The 18,028-nt window shown below is 43.1% G+C and carries 16 protein-coding genes and 1 pseudogene; 16 read left to right on the forward strand and 1 reads right to left on the reverse strand.

The genetic code is table 11. From position 1 onward, the window contains the following. Positions 1 to 240: 240 nt before the first annotated feature. The 13 genes from K2P83_RS09955 (at position 241) to der (ending at position 12,566) form a co-directional block, all read left to right on the forward strand. Positions 241 to 444 (forward strand): hypothetical protein, encoded by a 204-nt coding sequence (locus K2P83_RS09955; RefSeq protein WP_292928752.1) that lies wholly within the window; start codon positions 241 to 243, stop codon positions 442 to 444. Positions 445 to 557: 113 nt separating this feature from the next. Continuing rightward, positions 558 to 1,304, forward strand: coding sequence for an EI24 domain-containing protein (locus tag K2P83_RS09960; RefSeq protein ID WP_292928754.1), 747 nt, complete (start codon positions 558 to 560; stop codon positions 1,302 to 1,304). 53 nt (positions 1,305 to 1,357) lie between these two features. Beyond that, positions 1,358 to 2,182 carry a DUF3025 domain-containing protein gene (locus K2P83_RS09965; protein ID WP_292928756.1) on the forward strand — a complete coding sequence of 275 codons (825 nt, stop codon included), beginning with the start codon at positions 1,358 to 1,360 and terminating at the stop codon, positions 2,180 to 2,182. Positions 2,183 to 2,447: 265 nt separating this feature from the next. Next, positions 2,448 to 2,690, forward strand: coding sequence for a rhodanese-like domain-containing protein (locus tag K2P83_RS09970; protein WP_292928758.1), 243 nt, complete (start codon positions 2,448 to 2,450; stop codon positions 2,688 to 2,690). A gap of 158 nt (positions 2,691 to 2,848) precedes the next feature. After that, a complete protein-coding gene (gene ndk, locus K2P83_RS09975; RefSeq protein ID WP_292928760.1) occupies positions 2,849 to 3,274 on the forward strand; it encodes a nucleoside-diphosphate kinase in 426 nt (141 codons plus the stop codon). A gap of 20 nt (positions 3,275 to 3,294) precedes the next feature. Then, positions 3,295 to 4,398 carry a 23S rRNA (adenine(2503)-C(2))-methyltransferase RlmN gene (rlmN, locus tag K2P83_RS09980; protein WP_292928762.1) on the forward strand — a complete coding sequence of 368 codons (1,104 nt, stop codon included), beginning with the start codon at positions 3,295 to 3,297 and terminating at the stop codon, positions 4,396 to 4,398. After that, positions 4,395 to 5,180: a type IV pilus biogenesis/stability protein PilW gene (gene pilW, locus K2P83_RS09985; protein ID WP_292928764.1), complete on the forward strand. Its 786-nt coding sequence runs from the start codon at positions 4,395 to 4,397 to the stop codon at positions 5,178 to 5,180. Before rlmN ends, pilW begins: the two co-directional genes overlap by 4 nt. Before the next feature lie 8 nt (positions 5,181 to 5,188). After that, positions 5,189 to 6,397 carry a RodZ domain-containing protein gene (locus K2P83_RS09990; protein ID WP_292928766.1) on the forward strand — a complete coding sequence of 403 codons (1,209 nt, stop codon included), beginning with the start codon at positions 5,189 to 5,191 and terminating at the stop codon, positions 6,395 to 6,397. 40 nt (positions 6,398 to 6,437) lie between these two features. Beyond that, positions 6,438 to 7,676 (forward strand): flavodoxin-dependent (E)-4-hydroxy-3-methylbut-2-enyl-diphosphate synthase, encoded by a 1,239-nt coding sequence (gene ispG / locus K2P83_RS09995; RefSeq protein WP_292928768.1) that lies wholly within the window; start codon positions 6,438 to 6,440, stop codon positions 7,674 to 7,676. Beyond that, positions 7,676 to 8,944: a histidine--tRNA ligase gene (hisS, locus tag K2P83_RS10000; protein WP_292928770.1), complete on the forward strand. Its 1,269-nt coding sequence runs from the start codon at positions 7,676 to 7,678 to the stop codon at positions 8,942 to 8,944. Before ispG ends, hisS begins: the two co-directional genes overlap by 1 nt. A gap of 87 nt (positions 8,945 to 9,031) precedes the next feature. Then, positions 9,032 to 9,670, forward strand: coding sequence for a tetratricopeptide repeat protein (locus K2P83_RS10005; protein WP_292928772.1), 639 nt, complete (start codon positions 9,032 to 9,034; stop codon positions 9,668 to 9,670). 10 nt (positions 9,671 to 9,680) lie between these two features. Continuing rightward, positions 9,681 to 10,910: an outer membrane protein assembly factor BamB gene (bamB, locus tag K2P83_RS10010; RefSeq protein WP_292928774.1), complete on the forward strand. Its 1,230-nt coding sequence runs from the start codon at positions 9,681 to 9,683 to the stop codon at positions 10,908 to 10,910. Between the two features lie 258 nt (positions 10,911 to 11,168). Further along, positions 11,169 to 12,566 (forward strand): ribosome biogenesis GTPase Der, encoded by a 1,398-nt coding sequence (gene der, locus K2P83_RS10015; protein ID WP_292928776.1) that lies wholly within the window; start codon positions 11,169 to 11,171, stop codon positions 12,564 to 12,566. Here der and K2P83_RS10020 read toward each other — a convergent pair. Further along, positions 12,563 to 12,995: pseudogene (locus K2P83_RS10020) on the reverse strand (hypothetical protein); the annotation flags it as partial. The gene der and the pseudogene K2P83_RS10020 sit on opposite strands and share 4 nt — an antisense overlap. A 206-nt stretch (positions 12,996 to 13,201) precedes the next feature. On the opposite strand from K2P83_RS10020, the gene K2P83_RS10025 reads away from it, so the two are divergent. The 3 genes from K2P83_RS10025 (at position 13,202) to K2P83_RS10035 (ending at position 18,015) form a co-directional block, all read left to right on the forward strand. Next, on the forward strand, positions 13,202 to 15,988 hold the full coding sequence (locus K2P83_RS10025) for an EAL domain-containing protein (RefSeq protein ID WP_292928777.1): 2,787 nt from the start codon (positions 13,202 to 13,204) through the stop codon (positions 15,986 to 15,988). A gap of 125 nt (positions 15,989 to 16,113) precedes the next feature. After that, positions 16,114 to 16,386 carry a TMEM165/GDT1 family protein gene (locus K2P83_RS10030; RefSeq protein WP_292928778.1) on the forward strand — a complete coding sequence of 91 codons (273 nt, stop codon included), beginning with the start codon at positions 16,114 to 16,116 and terminating at the stop codon, positions 16,384 to 16,386. A 387-nt stretch (positions 16,387 to 16,773) separates the two neighbouring features. Then, a complete protein-coding gene (locus K2P83_RS10035; protein WP_292928779.1) occupies positions 16,774 to 18,015 on the forward strand; it encodes a pyridoxal phosphate-dependent aminotransferase in 1,242 nt (413 codons plus the stop codon). Positions 18,016 to 18,028: the final 13 nt, after the last annotated feature.

Here is an 18,028-nt window from a genome sequence, read left to right on the forward strand (position 1 = left end):
GCGATTCATGCCCTTTTGCTGCTCAAATGCCAGTCTTACCGCTCTTTCTCGTACTTCCGGTGAATAACTGATTTGGTTTTTCATCTCTTCCTCCTCTCAAACCATTTTATCTCCGGAAATACCGGGGCGATTCAGGCGTCAGCGTGCTGGGTAGGGCGGGCAGGAAGTATGTGTTACCGATTGTGTCCCGTTCTGTCCTCGCCGCGACAAACAACCATTGATCGGCGGTCTGGTGGCGCAGTGACTGCACATGGAATTTACCGGATTTGCTTTCAGGGACAGTTTGAACTGGAAGTCCTCGATATTCACCTTCTCCAAACAGCTCGGCGACCCAAGATTACGGGTGTAGCAGCACTGTCAACAGCAAGCGATATCAGTTTCATTCATTTCATTCCTAATTTGTGTCACCGTTTGGGTGACACGGGAATGGAGTTGGGTGTTTAAAGTTGAGTAACCTTAACATACCCGTTAAAAACGATGTGCCTAGTAAATCATATTCATATCGTAGATAATAATTGTTTTTAGCTTACATATTACTTTACTTACTGGCAATTTAAATGTCTTTTATTTTTAAAGCAACTGCAAGTGCATTCCGCGATTTGCTTCGTTTTAAGATCGCATGGATTATCATTTGGCCCATTTTAGTTTCGACATTGCTTTGGCTTATTATTAGCCTCATTTTTCAAGATAGTTTTTCTGAGCTGATTCTTCTGGTGCTGAATGAGATTGGTATTGGCGGATGGCTACAAAATATGGAGTCTGGGTGGATTACTTCTGGTATACAAAGCACGATTCATATAATCTTGTTCTTCCCGCTCGTGATAATAACCACTTTGCTGATCACAACTATTTTTGTAATGCCGGCACTCGTCAAGCTGGTTGCTAAACGTTCTTTTCCTGAACTTAAACGAGAGTACGGCGGTACCCTGAGCGGCAGTATCATTAATGCAATACTTGCCAGCGGCATTTTTATACTGATTTGGGTCATTACAGTGCCATTATGGGCAGTTGGGGCAGGAATTATTATTCCTTTTATAGCAACAGCTTTTATGAACCAACAATTGTTTCGATATGACGCGTTATCTGAACATGCTAGTAAACAAGAAATTAAGACAATTTGTGCATCAAACAGATATTCACTATGGGGACTAGGTTTATTGACAGGCCTATTTCAATTTATACCGATACTTAATCTACTGGCTCCAATTTTTACAGCGCTTGCATTTATTCACTTTGGCTTGGAACATTTGAGGCTACTACGTGCAGAAAATGTGAAAAACGATTCGCTTATTAATAATCATTAATTACTCAGGCATATTTTTATCAACATATCCTTTAACTATGCTCAAAACCAAGCATGAACACGCATGATTGGAATCCAAATTTTGTGGATCTTTCACCCATGTTTGAACCGTTTCTGCATTTGAAAGAGTATTTTGCAAATTGTGTATTTTGGCCTGAGCATACTCACTTAAACAAACTAGCGTTGTTGCAAAATCAACAAGTTCTTACTCAATCTGAGAAGAAAATTTGCTTTGTACCTCAGGGCACTGGAAGGCAATGTTTTGAGCAAAACTATGAATCGAGAATTTATCTCACTGGTCAAATACAAACAAGGGCTAAGAACTGGCATGATTTTTTTAACGCCTTGGTATGGCATACATTCCCGCGAGCAAAATCGGCACTTAATCAATTGCATTATCAGGCTCAATTATTTGAATCAGCAAACAAGATAAAACATCGCTGTGCGTTAAGGGATGCAGCAACGCTTTTTGATGAATCCGGTGTAATTGTTGTGAGCAGCGAGAAAACGTTAATTCAATTACTAAGTGATTTTGAATGGAAGGAATTATTTTGGCGACAACGTAAAGGAACGCTGTTATCAATGCGGTTTTTTGTTTTTGGTCACGGGTTATATGAGAAAGCATTGAATCCTTATGTTGGAATGACGGGTAAAGGAATTATTTTTAATGTTAAAGAAGCATTCTTCACGCAGACATTGATAAAGCAATTACATTTAATCGATTCAATATTAGAGTCTTTTTTATTACAAGTTTTATCGTCAAATTCTGATTTGACGCCTGTTCCACTCTTGGGTTATCCAGGCTGGGTTGAAGATAATAATAGTGAAATATATTATGAAAATAAGAAATATTTTCGAGATTGCCATAAATCTGATTAAGTATTGTAAGCACTACAGTTTGGTTTTGAATAATCCTATACCAGAAATTAACCATGAGATTAAGTGATACGATAATAGCGAGGGTAATGAAAAGAATCTTATTTCCACAGCTGATTTTGTTATTCTGTTTCGTGAATACGTCAGAAGCCGATAATTTGGCACCAGAAAAAATTGAAGGTGCTCGCACAGTAAGTACTGTAACAGCGAAATTATTGTTCGACGAAGGTTATCACTTTATCGATGTCAGGGGCTTGATGATTTTAAAATGGGACATATTCCGGGGGCCTACCACCTTTCTATCAAAAACGATTTCGATGAGCGAAATTTAGGTGTCATTGTAAAAAAGAGTGAGCCTGTTGTTATTTATTGCAATGGCATTTTATGTATGGGCAGTTCAATTGCGATCAAAAAAGCGATTGATTGGGGCTGGTCAAATATTTTTTACTACCGTGAAGGTATTGGAGATTGGAAACAGCAAGGTTATTCAGTTCACTCGATCAATCCATAGTGAGTAGCGCACAAATTTGTAAAATATCGGGTTGCTGTGTTAATACTATTTAGACAAAATAATCTATCTTTAACACAATATGCTATGTTTTTACGAATTCTGGATGTATTTTTTTGTTAAAATATAATGTTTAATTTATTAATTTATTGGAGTATTTAATGGCAATTGAAAGAACGCTATCCATCATTAAACCAGATGCTGTTGCGAAGAATGTAATTGGACAGATCTATTCTCGTTTTGAATCAAATGGTTTGAAAATTATTGCAGCACGCATGATGCATTTATCACAGTCTGAAGCAGAGCAATTTTACGCAGTGCATCGCGCACGTCCTTTTTTTGGCGATCTGGTTAAATTCATGACATCCGGTCCTGTCATGGTGCAAGTTTTAGAAGGGGATGAAGCCATTAAAAAGAATCGAGATTTAATGGGTGCAACAGATCCAAAAAAAGCTGAAAAAGGGACTATTCGTGCCGATTTTGCAGATAGTATTGATGCTAATGCAGTTCACGGTTCGGATGCACCAGAAACTGCTGCGGTCGAGATTGCTTGTTTCTTTCCCTCATTAAGTATTTTTCCCCGTTAATGATCATTAGTCTCTGAATAGTGACAATCAATCTGTTAAATTATGATGGTAAAGGCCTCGTGGACTTTTGCACTGGTATTGGTGAAAAGCCTTTTCGTGCAAAGCAACTACTACGTTGGATTCATCAATATGGTACTGCCGATTTTGATGCGATGAGTGATCTGGCTAAAGGCTTGCGTGAGAAACTTGCAGTGCAAGCGGTCATTGAATTTCCACAGATTATCACTGATTATGTAGCGACAGATGGAACGCGAAAATGGTTGCTAGCAGTTGGTGCGGGTAATGGCATAGAGACTGTTTTTATACCGGAAGCAAATCGTGGAACTTTATGTGTTTCAAGCCAAGTTGGATGCGCCTTAGCCTGCACTTTTTGTTCTACGGGTAAGCAAGGGTTCAATCGTAATTTAACAGTTGCCGAGATTATTGGGCAGTTATGGATTGCAAACAAGACACTGCGATCGAGTGTGAGTGATAATATGCCAGCCCATACAAATAGAGCTGTTACCAATGTGGTAATGATGGGCATGGGTGAACCGTTGGCTAATTTTGATAATGTTGTTACCGCGCTGGATTTGATGCTGGATGATCATGCTTATGGACTTTCGCGGCGGCGTGTTACCGTGAGTACTTCGGGATTGGTGCCAGCGATTGATCGGTTACGTGAACGTTGCCCGGTTGCCCTGGCCATATCTTTACACGCGCCGAATGATGCTTTGCGCGATCAACTGGTGCCTATTAATAAAAAATACCCTATTAAGGAATTATTGGCTGCCTGTCAGAGATATTTGCTGGCAGCACCTCGAGATTTTATTACTTTTGAGTATGTGATGTTGGCGGGTGTTAATGACAGTATTACACATGCGCGTGAACTTATTGCATTGGTGCACGATACACCCTGTAAATTTAATTTAATTCCGTTTAATTCGTTTCCTGGGTCTGATTTTAAGCGTTCTACAGCAGAAACTGTGCGTGTTTTTCGTGATGTGTTAATGCAAGCCGGGCTTGTTACAACGGTTAGAAAAACCCGCGGTGATGATATTGCAGCCGCCTGCGGTCAGCTCGCAGGTCAAGTAAAAGATAAAACGCGTCGTACAGCGGCTGTGAGGATAGAGGCGATTCAGTGAAAAGAAGTCTGTCAATTGTTTTTCTATTGATGCTTATTTTAGGGCTAGGTGCTTGTGTGCAACAACCGATAGACAATGGGATGTCGGTTCAAGCCAATGCAGAGCGGGCTTTTCAGAGTGCAAAAATCCACACAGAATTAGCTGCGGAATATTTTCATCGGGGACAGCTGGATGTCGCGCTAGAAGAAGTCACTGAAGCCTTAAAGGCTCAATCGGATTATGCGCTTGCATATAATGTACTGGGGCTGATTAACATGACTCTAAATGAAAACAGTAAAGCGCTGGATAATTTTGAACAAGCAATCCGAAAGGGGCCCAAAAACCCCGAGATACACAATAATTATGGATGGTTTTTATGTCAGCGTTTTCCTCAACGTATGGATCAAGCCATTAGTCATTTTATGACAGCTGCCATAGATCCACTGTATTCAACGCCGGAAATGTCCTATACCAATGCGGGAATCTGTGAAATTAAGCGTCAAAAATACAACGAAGGCCAGCAATTTTTTCAGAAGGCGTTATCCATCCAGCCTAATTATTCACCTGCACTGATTGGATTGATTGATACAGATTTTCAACGTGGTAATTTAACCGAAGCACAATCGAAGCTTGCTCTGTTTCAGAAAAATAATTCACCAACACCGGAGAGTCTGATACTGGCGATAAAAATCGAGCAAGCAATGGGTAATCAACTGGCTGTTGGTAGTTATATTTTTCAGCTGCAGAAGCATTTCCCTGAGTCCAAAGAAGCAGCAGTGATTCGAGAAGGAAAGATCAGATAATGAATACGATGAACGAAAAAAACAGCAATGATGATCGGCTTCCTGAAGAGATTAAATCCAATAATATTAATTTAAATGCTGGAACGGAAGGTCATATGCTGCATAATGACACTGGCAAAATTCAAAAAGATCAAGCAACGAGCGAAAATATACTAAAGACAGAAGAAAGCAGAATAGATTCTTTGTCCGCCACGCAGAACATTGATTTGGGTATGGCTTCCTCCAATCTGGACAATCATCAAAACGAGCAAATTGAGGACAATAGTATTCAGAAAAATATGTATACCCACATTGAACATAAACCGGAAAGAAATGAATTAAGTGACATTGATTCTGCGAGCGTTGTCCAAAGTGTTGGGCATTTATTGCGCAAAGCCAGAGTAATGAAAGGCATGAGCGTCGAAGACGTCTCTCGGCAATTACGTCTCTCGGTGTTACAGATCGAAGCGATAGAGAAAGAAAATTATGAGAAGCTACCGGGACGTACTTTTTTACGCGGCTTTATTCGTAATTATGCCAATCTGGTTCAGTTAGATCCAATTCCTCTACTGCAATTGCTTCCTGAATCCACCCCGGTTATATCAACCTATGAACGGACACCGTTTAAGAATAAACAAATATCATTTTCTTCAAACCGGGAAAATTCAGGCAACAATCGATTAACCACGGCTATCATTTTTTTTACTATCATTGCAGGTGCTTATTTTATTTTTGTGAATGATATCTGGATTAAAACGCCTGAGACCAATTCTGTAAGTGATGTGGCAAAATTTAAATCTGGAACAGCCTCTGTAGAAATTCAGTTACCATTGCCGGGAACTGCGAAAACTGCAATCAATTCTCAAACCAATCAGCAATCAGAAATCAATGACGAGAAAAGTTCAGAAGCGGAATTAGACACAAAAACTGAGGCTATTCAAGCAAAAAACAAACCCGTTATTCAGGGAGACGAGAAATCAACTGCAACACCAAGGGACTCAGGTAATTTATATTTTCAACTGACTGGGGATTCGTGGATTAAAGTAGTTGATGGCACAGGCGCTTCCTTGTTCGAGCAGCTCAAGAAGAGTGGTAGTGAACAAGTTATCACGGGTAAAAGACCATTATCGATTGTTATAGGCAATGCATCTGCAGTTAATCTCACCTATAATGACAAAATAATTGATATGGCTTCTTACAAGCGGCAAGATGGAACTGCACGTTTCACGCTTGAATAAATGCGCTTGTAATCATTTTTGATCTCAATACAGTTAAATTATGTCTGAAAATAGTATTTCTACAAATCGCCGATCTAGCGTAGGTGTTCGGGTTGGTACAGTGATGCTGGGTGGTGGTGCGCCAGTCGTAGTGCAATCAATGACCAATACAGATACAGTTGACAAAACTGCTACAGCCGAACAGGTTGCACAGTTGGCGCGCGCTGGATCTGAATTAGTCCGTATCACAGTCAATTCAATGGAAGCAGCAAGCGCGGTAGCGGAAATTCGTGCACGACTGGACGATATGGGATGCCATGTGCCTTTGGTAGGCGATTTCCATTTCAATGGTCATAAACTATTGACCAGTTATCCTGACTGTGCGAAGGCTTTGGCAAAATTTCGCATCAATCCTGGAAATGTCGGCCAGGGTAAGAAACGCGATGAGCAATTTGCCACCTTGATTGAAACAGCTTGTAAGTATGACAAGCCGGTGCGAATTGGGGTCAATTGGGGAAGTTTGGACCCGGAAATGCTGGCGCGTATCATGGATGAGAATGCAGCTTCCAGTAATCCACAAGATGCCAAATATGTTATGCGGGAAGCATTAATCACTTCAGCACTGGAAAGCGCTGCCAGGGCCGAGGAAATTGGTCTTAACCGCAATAAAATTGTTTTGTCTTGTAAAGTAAGTGGTGTTCAGGATTTGATCATGGTTTACCGCGATTTGGCTGCACGTTGCGACTATGCACTGCACCTGGGATTGACAGAAGCAGGTATGGGATCCAAGGGTATTGTGGCATCTACAGCGGCATTGGCAATACTCCTGCAAGAGGGAATTGGAGATACAATCCGCATTTCATTAACACCCGAACCGGGTGGAACCCGTTCGCGCGAGGTGATTGTCGCGCAAGAAATTCTGCAAACCATGGGATTGCGTGCATTCGTACCGCTGGTGGCTGCCTGTCCTGGATGCGGCCGTACCACCAGCACGTATTTTCAGGAACTTGCAGAGAGTATTCAAGCCTATGTGCGTGATGAAATGGTCGTGTGGCGTGAACAATATGATGGGGTTGAAAACATGTCGCTGGCTGTCATGGGCTGTGTCGTCAATGGCCCCGGTGAAAGCAAGCATGCGAATATAGGAATTAGTTTGCCAGGTTCCGGTGAAATTCCGGTTGCTCCGGTATTTGTAGATGGGCAGAAAACAGTGACGTTAAAAGGCGACAATATTGCCAACGAATTCCGTCAGATCGTCGATAAATATGTTAGTGAAAAGTATCCGAGAAAAACTGTCTGATGACTATTGGAGTTAAAGCAATTCGCGGGATGAATGATATTCTTCCGGACGAATCCTATCTTTGGGCATATTTTGAACAGATGGTGCAGCAATGGCTCGCTGCCTATGGCTACCGGAATATACGAACGCCCATTGTAGAACAAACCGATTTATTCATCCGTTCTATTGGTGAAGTGACTGATATTGTTGAAAAAGAGATGTATACCTTCATTGACCATCTCAACAATGACAGTCTGACTTTGCGGCCTGAGGGTACAGCATCTTGTGTGCGGGCTGTCATCGAACATAATCTATTGTATGCTGGTCCGCAAAGACTTTCTTATGCCGGCCCGATGTTCAGGCACGAGCGGCCGCAAAAAGGGCGTTACCGGCAATTTCATCAGGTGGGTGTCGAAGCATTGGGTTTTGCGGGACCGGATATTGATGCGGAATTGATTGTCATGTGTTCACGCTTGTGGGATTTACTGGGAATCTCTGGCTTACGTCTTGAAATCAGTACATTGGGAAATGCTGAATCGCGTGCATTACATCGCTCCCGGCTGATCAAATATTTTGAGCAGCATCATGATAGCTTGGATGAAGATTCATTAAGACGTCTGCATACCAATCCATTGCGCATACTCGATAGCAAAAATCCCAGAATGCAGGAAATCATAAAGAGTGCGCCAAAATTAATTGATGATCTGGACGTTGAATCTTGCGTCCATTTTGAGTCATTGCAGCATACGCTACGCGAGCAAGGTATTAATTTTGATATTAATTTACGTTTGGTCAGAGGACTTGACTACTACAACCGTACGGTATTTGAATGGGTAACCGATAAGTTAGGCGCGCAAGGAACTGTTTGTGCGGGAGGAAGATACGATGGTTTGCTGGAACAAGTCGGCGGGAAACCTGCCCCTGCGTGTGGCTTTGCGATGGGTATAGAGCGTTTACTGGCGCTGATGCAGGAATGCGGAAAGGCGATCATGCAACCTGTACCCGATATTTATATCGTTCATCATGGCGAACAAGTGGTCGACTATGCTTGGAAATGCGCTGAATCACTGCGCGATGAAGGACTCAATGTTATATTACATTGCGGGGGCGGCAGCTTCAAATCTCAGATGAAGAAAGCGGATGCCACAGGGGCTTGTTATGCAATGATTATTGGTGATGATGAAGTGAATGCGCAGGAAGTTACTATTAAACCGCTACGCGAGCCTATCGAGCAAGCGAGCGTTAAATTGGATAGGGTCACTGACTTAATCAGGAAAAAACCTTCTTAGTATCCTACTTCGATATTTTTCACGGTAAATTGCAATTTCTAGTCAATTCTGTGTTCATAACATTTAGCATTTATTCAGGAAGATATAATGGCAACTTATAGTTTTGAAGAACGGGAAAAAATGGACGGGTTCAAGGCCTGGTGGGACAGGTTTGGTACCGCGATTACTGTTGTCTTAACAGTCATTCTTGTAACGACTGGCGGCACGCAGCTTTGGAAGTATTATCAACAACAACAGGCACAACAAGCAGCCGATTTATATAACCTAGTGCGGCAAATCCAATCGTCAAATGACCCAGCTAAAATTAATGATGCGGCGCAATTGCTCACAGAAGGATTTCCATCCAGCGGCTATTCGCCGCGTGCCGCGTTGATTGCCGCACAAGCCGATGTGCAAGCAAGCAACCATAAACGTGCGATACAGAATTTGCAATGGATTATTGATCATGCGAAAGAAACAGAATTACACGATGTGGCGCGCTTAAGAATGTCGGGTATTTTACTGGACGAAGGAAAATACGACGAAGCATTACGGCTATTGAGCGCTGGGCACGGGGAATCTTTTGCAGGATTATATTGGGATCGTAAAGGTGACATTCAGGTGGCGGCAAAGAAAATTTCTGAAGCACGGCTAAGCTATCAAACCGCTATCGATAAGTTAAGCAAAAGTAACAATTATTTCAATATTGTCCAAATGAAACTGGATGGATTAGGCGATTCTGATTGATTATTAAGAAGTGACTTTTCTGTTGAACTCTGCCAGATCTTGGCAATCCTTACGATATTGGATGATATCTGCCCTGCTGCTTTCAGGCTGTGGCAGCACGATGAATCCCTTTGATATGCGTATCATTGAATCGATGAGTACACAGCTATCCGATATATTAGTCAAAGAAGAAGTCATCGTTTATGAAAAAGAAGAGCTCGATGCTTTAAAGGCGGCGGATCGAATTCCTTTGAAATGGAAAGATAAAGTTGGTGAGAATCATATCGCATCCTTTTATACCGCTTATGACAATGGCGCAGCATATATCGCTGATGAAGGAGGAAAGCTGACCAAGTATGACGCGTCTAGCGGAAAAGAGCTATGGCAAGTCAAAACGAAAAATCAGTTTTCTGCGGGCGTTGGGATTGGTGAGGGACTGATTCTGATAGGAACATTTAAAGGCGAATTACTTGCATATAACGAATCGGGGCATATGTTATGGCAAGCATCGGTCACCAGTGAAATTCTCAGTACACCGCAAGTACAAAATAATATTGTCGTTGTGCGTACTGTCGATGGCCGGATATTTGGGCTCGATGCCATTGATGGAAAGCGTAAATGGGTTTATCAGGGTGCAACACCTTCATTGACTGTGCGGAGTACCGCTGGAATAACGATTGCACATGGTGCTGTGTTTGCCGGTTTCCCGGGCGGGAAAATGGTGGCCATGAGTCTGTTTAATGGCAACATTGGCTGGGAAGTCGCCGTTTCACAACCGCGTGGCGTTACTGAACTGGAACGTATGACTGATATTACCAGCGCACCGGTGGTTAACAATCGATTCGTCTGTGCAGCAGCATACCAGGGGCGCGTCGCCTGCTTTGCGATTAATGATGGTGCGCAAATCTGGGCACGTGAATCCTCCAGCAGCGCCGGTTTGGCTATGGACAATGACTATGTGTATGTCACCGAAGAGAAAGGTGTCGTTGCTGCTTATGAACTGCTTAGCGGTGCCAGCATGTGGAAACAGAGCCGGTTAGGTAGTAAAAAGCTAACAAGACCTATCATTCAAGGGCAATATATTGTGGTTGGGGATGATCAAGGGTATGTCAATTTATTACGGAATTATGATGGTGCGTTGGTGGCGCGTTCAACCACCGATGGCAGTGTTATTCAGAACTCGGCGAGTTTATTGCCTGACGGGTTTGTAGTGCAGACAGCAAAGGGCGGTGTTTACGCTTTTAGTACGACGCAATTCTAGCAGTCCATTGAAAAGCCTATTCGAGGGCAGTTGATGCAAGGAAAAAATCGGCGAACAAGCTCAGTTTATACTTAATGAATGAGCATTTTTAATCTGTTTCTAATACCGTAGCGGCAACGCAGATAGTTTTTTTACGACCTGCGAATAGTTCTTGTAAGTCTCTCTGAATCTTAACGACTCATCTGGATTCTGGTAACACGATATGTACTCTTTCCATTTAATGACACCGAGCGTGTACAGCACTGGCAGCAAAAAATCATGAAACCCACACTTGTTTTGGTTGGTCGCCCTAATGTTGGCAAATCAACCTTGTTTAACCGCCTCACCCGCACCCGCGATGCCATCGTTGCTGATATCCCCGGTTTGACACGGGATCGTCATTACGGTCAAGGCAGGATAGGGGACAAACCCTATCTGGTGATGGATACCGGCGGCTTTGAGCCGGTTGTTAAAGAAGGCATATTGCATGCGATGGCCAAGCAAACGTTGCAGGCGATTGACGAGGCGGATAGAGTACTGTTCATTGTGGATGGCCGGCAAGGCGTGACGGCCCATGACAAAATTATTGCCGAGCAACTGCGCAAATCCGGGCAAAAAATTCTGCTGGTTGTGAATAAAACGGAAGGTATGGCGACAGCCGTCGTTACCGCTGAATTTTATGAGCTAGGTCTGGGTGATCCTTGCGCGGTGTCAGCGATTCATGGCGACAATATCAAGGAACTGGCCGATTATGCGTTAGCGGATTTTCCGGATATCGAAGAAGACCCGTCCGAAAGTAAGTATCCAAAAATTGCGATCGTCGGCCGTCCCAACGTCGGGAAATCGACACTTATCAACACAATACTGGGTGAAGAGCGAGTGATCGCATTTGATCAACCGGGAACGACACGCGATAGCATTTATATCGATTTTGCGCATAAGGACAAACACTATACATTGATCGACACGGCAGGTTTGCGGCGCCGTGGTCATGTGTTTGAAACCATCGAAAAATTCTCTGTCATCAAAACCTTGCAAGCTATCGAAGATGCCAATGTTGCGGTGCTGATATTGGATGCAAAAAATGAGATTTCTGATCAGGATGCGCATATTGCCGGATTTATACTGGAAACAGGGCGCGCGTTGGTCATCGCGGTGAATAAGTGGGATGGCTTGGATGAATACCAGCGCGACACTATTAAACGCGAATTGGCACGAAAATTGGCTTTCCTGAGCTTTGCGCAATTGCACTATATTTCGGCACTGCACGGCAGCGGCATGAAAAATCTATTGCCTTCGATTGACCAAGCCTATGCGGCAGCCATGGCCGATTTATCAACTCCCAAATTGACACGTGCATTGATTGCGGCGATCGAGAAACATCCACCACCGCGCGGCGGCATGTCGCGCCCAAAAATGCGCTATGCTCATCAGGGTGGCTCCAACCCGCCGCTCATCATCGTGCATGGCACCATGCTCAATCATGTTCCAGAAACTTACCGGCGCTATTTAGAAAATACTTTCCGTGAGGTTTTCAAACTGAAGGGCACGCCGTTACGCGTTGATTTTAAAGTCGGACACAACCCCTACGCAGACAAAAAACCTGCGCCACTTACTGAAGCCGAAGCGAAGCGCGCGCATAGCCGCCGCCGACGTAACCGGAAGAAATATGGTTAAGTTGACCATCTTGAATCGTTCAAATTATTAAATATGTGCCTCAATACCATTTTCGGTTTAATCTGAGTGTACATCAGGCAAGCCTTAAGAAGCCGTAGTGGTAACTCGGCTTCACACATGCGCCGATTGAACGATAGCAGAACTCATTGAGACTCCTACAGATACCTTGGAAGATACACTGTGATAAGTTGTCCAACAGGAACTCTTTGAAGTTGCCGATGGCAATATGCACCCAGGGCAGCCATTCGCCCACCATATCAGGAGTCGTTACCCGCGCAGCACGATGTTGGGTTTTGCCGATTTCCGTTAGGGAAGCTAGCGCATCGTTTCGCACCAATTGACTGGACGGGAGATGACATTAAACAAACTTTGCTACTGTTTCATGAGAACAGCAACGACCTGTTGTATGGCGATAAACCTGGCACACTTTTGTGATTCTTGGTTATAGATACTCAATTACTGCTGTGGATCAGAAAAATGAAGCGAGTATATGGTTTGTCAAAATTTTTACTTTCGTAAAATTATCGGCTGAAAGCTTGGCAAAACAGTGAGTGTCCCTGTATGTTACGCTAGCAGGCAAATTCTACTTATTACTATTTAGATTCAGACTACATAACCGCATATAAACAGATAAAATGATCGAAGCGAATAGATCTTCTTCAATTGGCTATCTTATTCTTACGCAAATCGGCCAGATTTCAGAAATAAATCCAGTCGCTGCTCAGCTTCTGGGGATGGACCGTGATCAGTTACTGCGGAGAGACTTCTCCGCTTTTGTGACGCGTGAAGATCAAGATCGCTGGCGTTTATGTACCAATAAACACAACGAACAAGGGCATTTACAATTGCTATTGCAGCGTCACGATAGCACTGCTTTACAGGTACAGCTGCAATACAAGCATCAGAACGATGAGACGGGCAGTCCAATTATTCGCATCTTTCTGTTCGAAAGTATGCAGTACAAGCAACTGGAAGTTGCCTTGAATGCACGCAGTAAGTGGGAGGAGCATTTATTTTTATTCTCCCCGGTGATTGTTTATACCTGCGATATCTTTTCTCCGTATTCAGCGAAATTCATCAGTACGAATCTGACTAAGATTCTTGGTTATACCGTGGAGGAATTTCTTTCCATGCCGAACTTCTGGGCTGATCATTTATATCCTGAGGACTGCAATCGTGTGTTTGCCAATTTATCCCTTTTGTATTTCTCCGGTATGCAACTGCATGAGTATCGATTTCAACACCAAGACGGCAGCTGGAAATGGATCAGAGACGAGCTTTATATCATTCCGGGAATGGACGGTACTTCCATAGAAGTGATCGGTTATAGAAGTGACATAACGGAGAGCCGTGAAAAGGAATTTGCGCTGTCTGAATCACGTAACTTGCTCAAAACTATTGTTGATACAGTACCGGCAGCAGGAATCTTCTGGAAAGATAAGGAATTGCATTATCTGGGATGTAATCCTAACTTTGCCAAGGATGCTGGCGTCGAATCACCCCGGGAGATTATTGGTAAAGTTGACTACGATTTGAGTTGGACAAAAGAACAAGCTGAACTTTATCGACATGATGACCGTCAGGTGATCGACTCCGGTATCCCCAAACTTAACTATGAAGAGTCTCTGAATACGCCAGATGGGAAAACTATTTGGCTGCAAACTTCCAAAATACCGCTACGTAATACGTTTCAAGAAGTCATCGGTGTACTCGGTATCTATCAAGATATAACGGAGCAAAAGCAAGCAAACGATTCCATGCGTTTGGCGACGGCAATTTACCAATTTGGAAACGAAGGGATCATGGTTACGGATGAGAATAACCTGATCATGGCAGTTAATCCGGCCTTTACCCGTATCACGGGCTATGAATTGACTGACGTGATCGGCAAGGACCCGCGTATTTTTCAATCCGGACGCCATAAGAGAGTTTTTTACCAGAAAATGTGGCAAAAACTGCTTAGCGAAGATCACTGGCAAGGCGAGATTTGGGATACTAAAAAAAATGGTGATATTCAAGCGAAATGGCTGAACATCAGTGTCATTCGGCAATCCAATGAGCGCATATATTGTTATGTCGCACAATTTTCTGATATTACAGAAAAGAAAAAACTGGATGAGCTGTACTTGGCGCAAGCTAATTACGATGAACTGACTCGTTTACCCAATCGGAGCTTATTCAAGTATCAGTTGAATAAGGAAATCAGAAAATCACGCCGTAATGGTTCTCTGCTGTCATTGCTGTTTCTTGACTTGGATCATTTCAAGGATATCAATGACACGCTTGGTCATGCTGTTGGGGACAAGCTGCTTAAGGAAGTTTCCCTACGTATTACAAAATGTGTGCGTGAAACCGATACCGTGGCACGTCTGGGTGGAGATGAATTTGCTGTGATTTTGCCGGATATTAGTAGATCACGTATTGAGACGATCGCGCAACATATTATTCAGATACTCAACGAATCATTTATTCTGGATCACGATCAGGTCGAACAATACATTTCAACCAGCATTGGTATCGTACTTTACCCGCAGGATGGCGTTGACATAGAAAGCTTAATGAAACATGCGGACCAAGCAATGTACAAGGCGAAAACGGAAGGGCGTGGCCGTTTTTGTTACTTTACGCGTTCCATGCAATATGAAGCCTTTGAAAAGATGATACTGACACATCATCTCAGGGGTGCATTGGCGAATAATGAGCTGCAAGTTTACTATCAGCCGATCCTGGACTTGTTTTGTAAACGTATTATCAAAGCGGAGGCCCTGTTACGCTGGAAACACCCGGAGCGTGGCATGATTGAGCCGTCAATCTTTATTCCGCTTGCCGAGGAAAGTGGTTTAATTCAGGAAATTGGCGAATGGGTATTTCAGCAAGTTTGTTTTGACATTAAACAATGGTTCAACGTATTTGGTTATCTTATCCAAGTGAGTGTCAATGTGTCGCCCATTCAGTTTAAATATTTCAGTAATCATTCCTGGTCTGCAAATCTTGCTCAAATAGGACTGCCTGGGAATAGTATCAATGTGGAAATTACCGAAGGGTTGTTGTTAAAAGATGCCAGCAATGTAAAGGATCGCTTGCTGGAATACCGTAATGCAGGAATCGAAGTTTCTATCGATGACTTTGGAACTGGTTTTTCCTCACTTTCCTATCTCAAGAAATTTGACATAGATTATCTTAAGATTGATCGTTCTTTTATTAGCAATCTGATTAACAATGAAACGGACCGTGCATTGGTTGAGGCTATAATTGTCATGGCGCACAAATTGGATATTAATACGATCGCTGAAGGCGTTGAGACGATCGAACAGCAGGATTTGTTGATTCAATTTGGCTGTGATTATGCCCAAGGTTTTTATTATTCTGAAGCCATTTCAATGGAAGCATTTGAGAAATTGCTCGTTGATCAACAGAATTAGAATCATGAGTGACTCTGTTTAAGGTCAATCAGAAGCACTATATTTTGATAATAATACTGCTTGCTCAATAAATAACATGTATTGCTTTGCAAGAGATCGTGTCATTTTTATTGGTTTTTAAACGTATGGATTACAAAATATTATTGACGGTTTTTGCCACTGTGTTTATTGCAGAGCTGGGTGATAAAACGCAATTGGCAACGATGCTGTTTGCTGCCGACAAGGAAGTCAGCAAGTGGACGATATTTTTCGGTGCATCATTGGCTTTGATAGCGACTTCCGCCATTGGTGTCCTGGCTGGCAGCGTTATTTCCGACTACATCAGCGAAAAACACCTGCACTATGTTGCGGGTACGGGATTTATCATTATCGGGGCATGGACGCTGATAAAAGCCTGAGAAGAAACTATTAATGGTTCACTTAAGCTACTTAGTGAAATTCTGAGTGAGCTGATTACGGTTATAGTTGGGAAGATATCAACGAATGAAATCAATATTACAGCTCATCCTGATCGTATTAAAGGGCTAATTCGGAGATTTCTGAGGATATTTTTCTGAAAGGAAACGCTGAGAACACTGAGTCATTTATTCTCAATTGCTACTTCTCCTCCGGAGACCGGAATGATATCTCGCGCAATGGTCAAGGTAATGTCGTTTTGGGTTCTTCTTTTCCATTAAAGAATAATAGGGATTGCGTATATAATGCTGAATTTAGTTGATTAGAACAGCTAATGTATCGCAGCTTCTGAATTTTTATTCGATTTCCGTGAATGTTTTTAACCAATCATGCGCCCAATTTTAAAATCCAGTAAATTAACCAATGTTTGCTATGACATTCGCGGTCCGGTGATGGAACGCGCCAAGCAAATGGAAGAGGAAGGTCATCACATTATCAAGTTGAACATTGGTAATCCGGCGACGTTTGGTTTTGATGTGCCCGAGGAGATCCTTCAGGATGTGATTCGTAATTTGTCGGATGCTTCCGGGTATTGTGATTCCAAAGGGCTGTTTGCCGCGCGTAAAGCGATCATGCATTATACGCAGGAAAAGCAGATCAAGAATGTGCAACTGGATGATATTTTTATTGGTAATGGCGTATCCGAACTGGTGGTGTTGACGATGCAGGCGCTACTGGATAATGGCGATGAAGTACTGATTCCGATGCCGGATTATCCCTTGTGGACTGCTGCAGTTGTCCTCTCGGGAGGGAAAGCAAAGCATTATGTGTGTGACGAAGCATCCGGCTGGTTACCCGATCTGGATGATATCCGCGCCAAAATTACACCCAGAACGCGCGCAATCGTCATCATCAATCCGAATAATCCTACCGGTGCGCTGTACCCGAAAGAATTATTGCTGGAGATTATTGAAATTGCCCGTCAGCATCAATTGATCATCTATGCCGACGAGATTTATGACAAGATCCTGTACGAGGACGCGACCCATACGTCTATAGCATCCTTGGCTGAAGATGTATTGTTTGTCACGTTTAATGGGCTATCAAAGAATTACCGCGCAGCGGGTTTTCGTTCCGGCTGGGTTGTGGTTTCGGGGGAAAAGAATCATGCGCGGGATTATATTGCGGGATTGAATATGCTGGCTTCTATGCGATTATGCGCCAATGTTCCTTCGCAATTTGGCATTCAGACGGCATTGGGCGGTTATCAGAGCATTTATGATTTGACACTGCCGACCGGTCGGCTGATGCGACAGCGCGATGTGGCCTGGAAAATGTTGACGGATATTCCCGGCGTGACGTGTTTTAAACCGCAAGCAGCGCTGTATCTGTTTCCGCGTTTGGACTCTGAAATTTATCCGATTGAGGATGACCAGAAATTTGTACTGGATCTTTTATTGGAAGAGAAGGTTTTATTGGTTCAGGGTAGCGGTTTTAACTGGCGGCATCCGGATCATTTTCGCGTGGTCTTTCTGCCTAATGTGGACGATCTGACCGAAGCGGTGGGGCGCATTGCACATTTTCTTCAGCGCTATCGCAGACGCCATGGGACTGATTCAGCATCGTATTAGCTATTTATTTCTC

Source organism: Nitrosomonas sp., assembly GCF_019752415.1.
Lineage (GTDB): Bacteria > Pseudomonadota > Gammaproteobacteria > Burkholderiales > Nitrosomonadaceae > Nitrosomonas.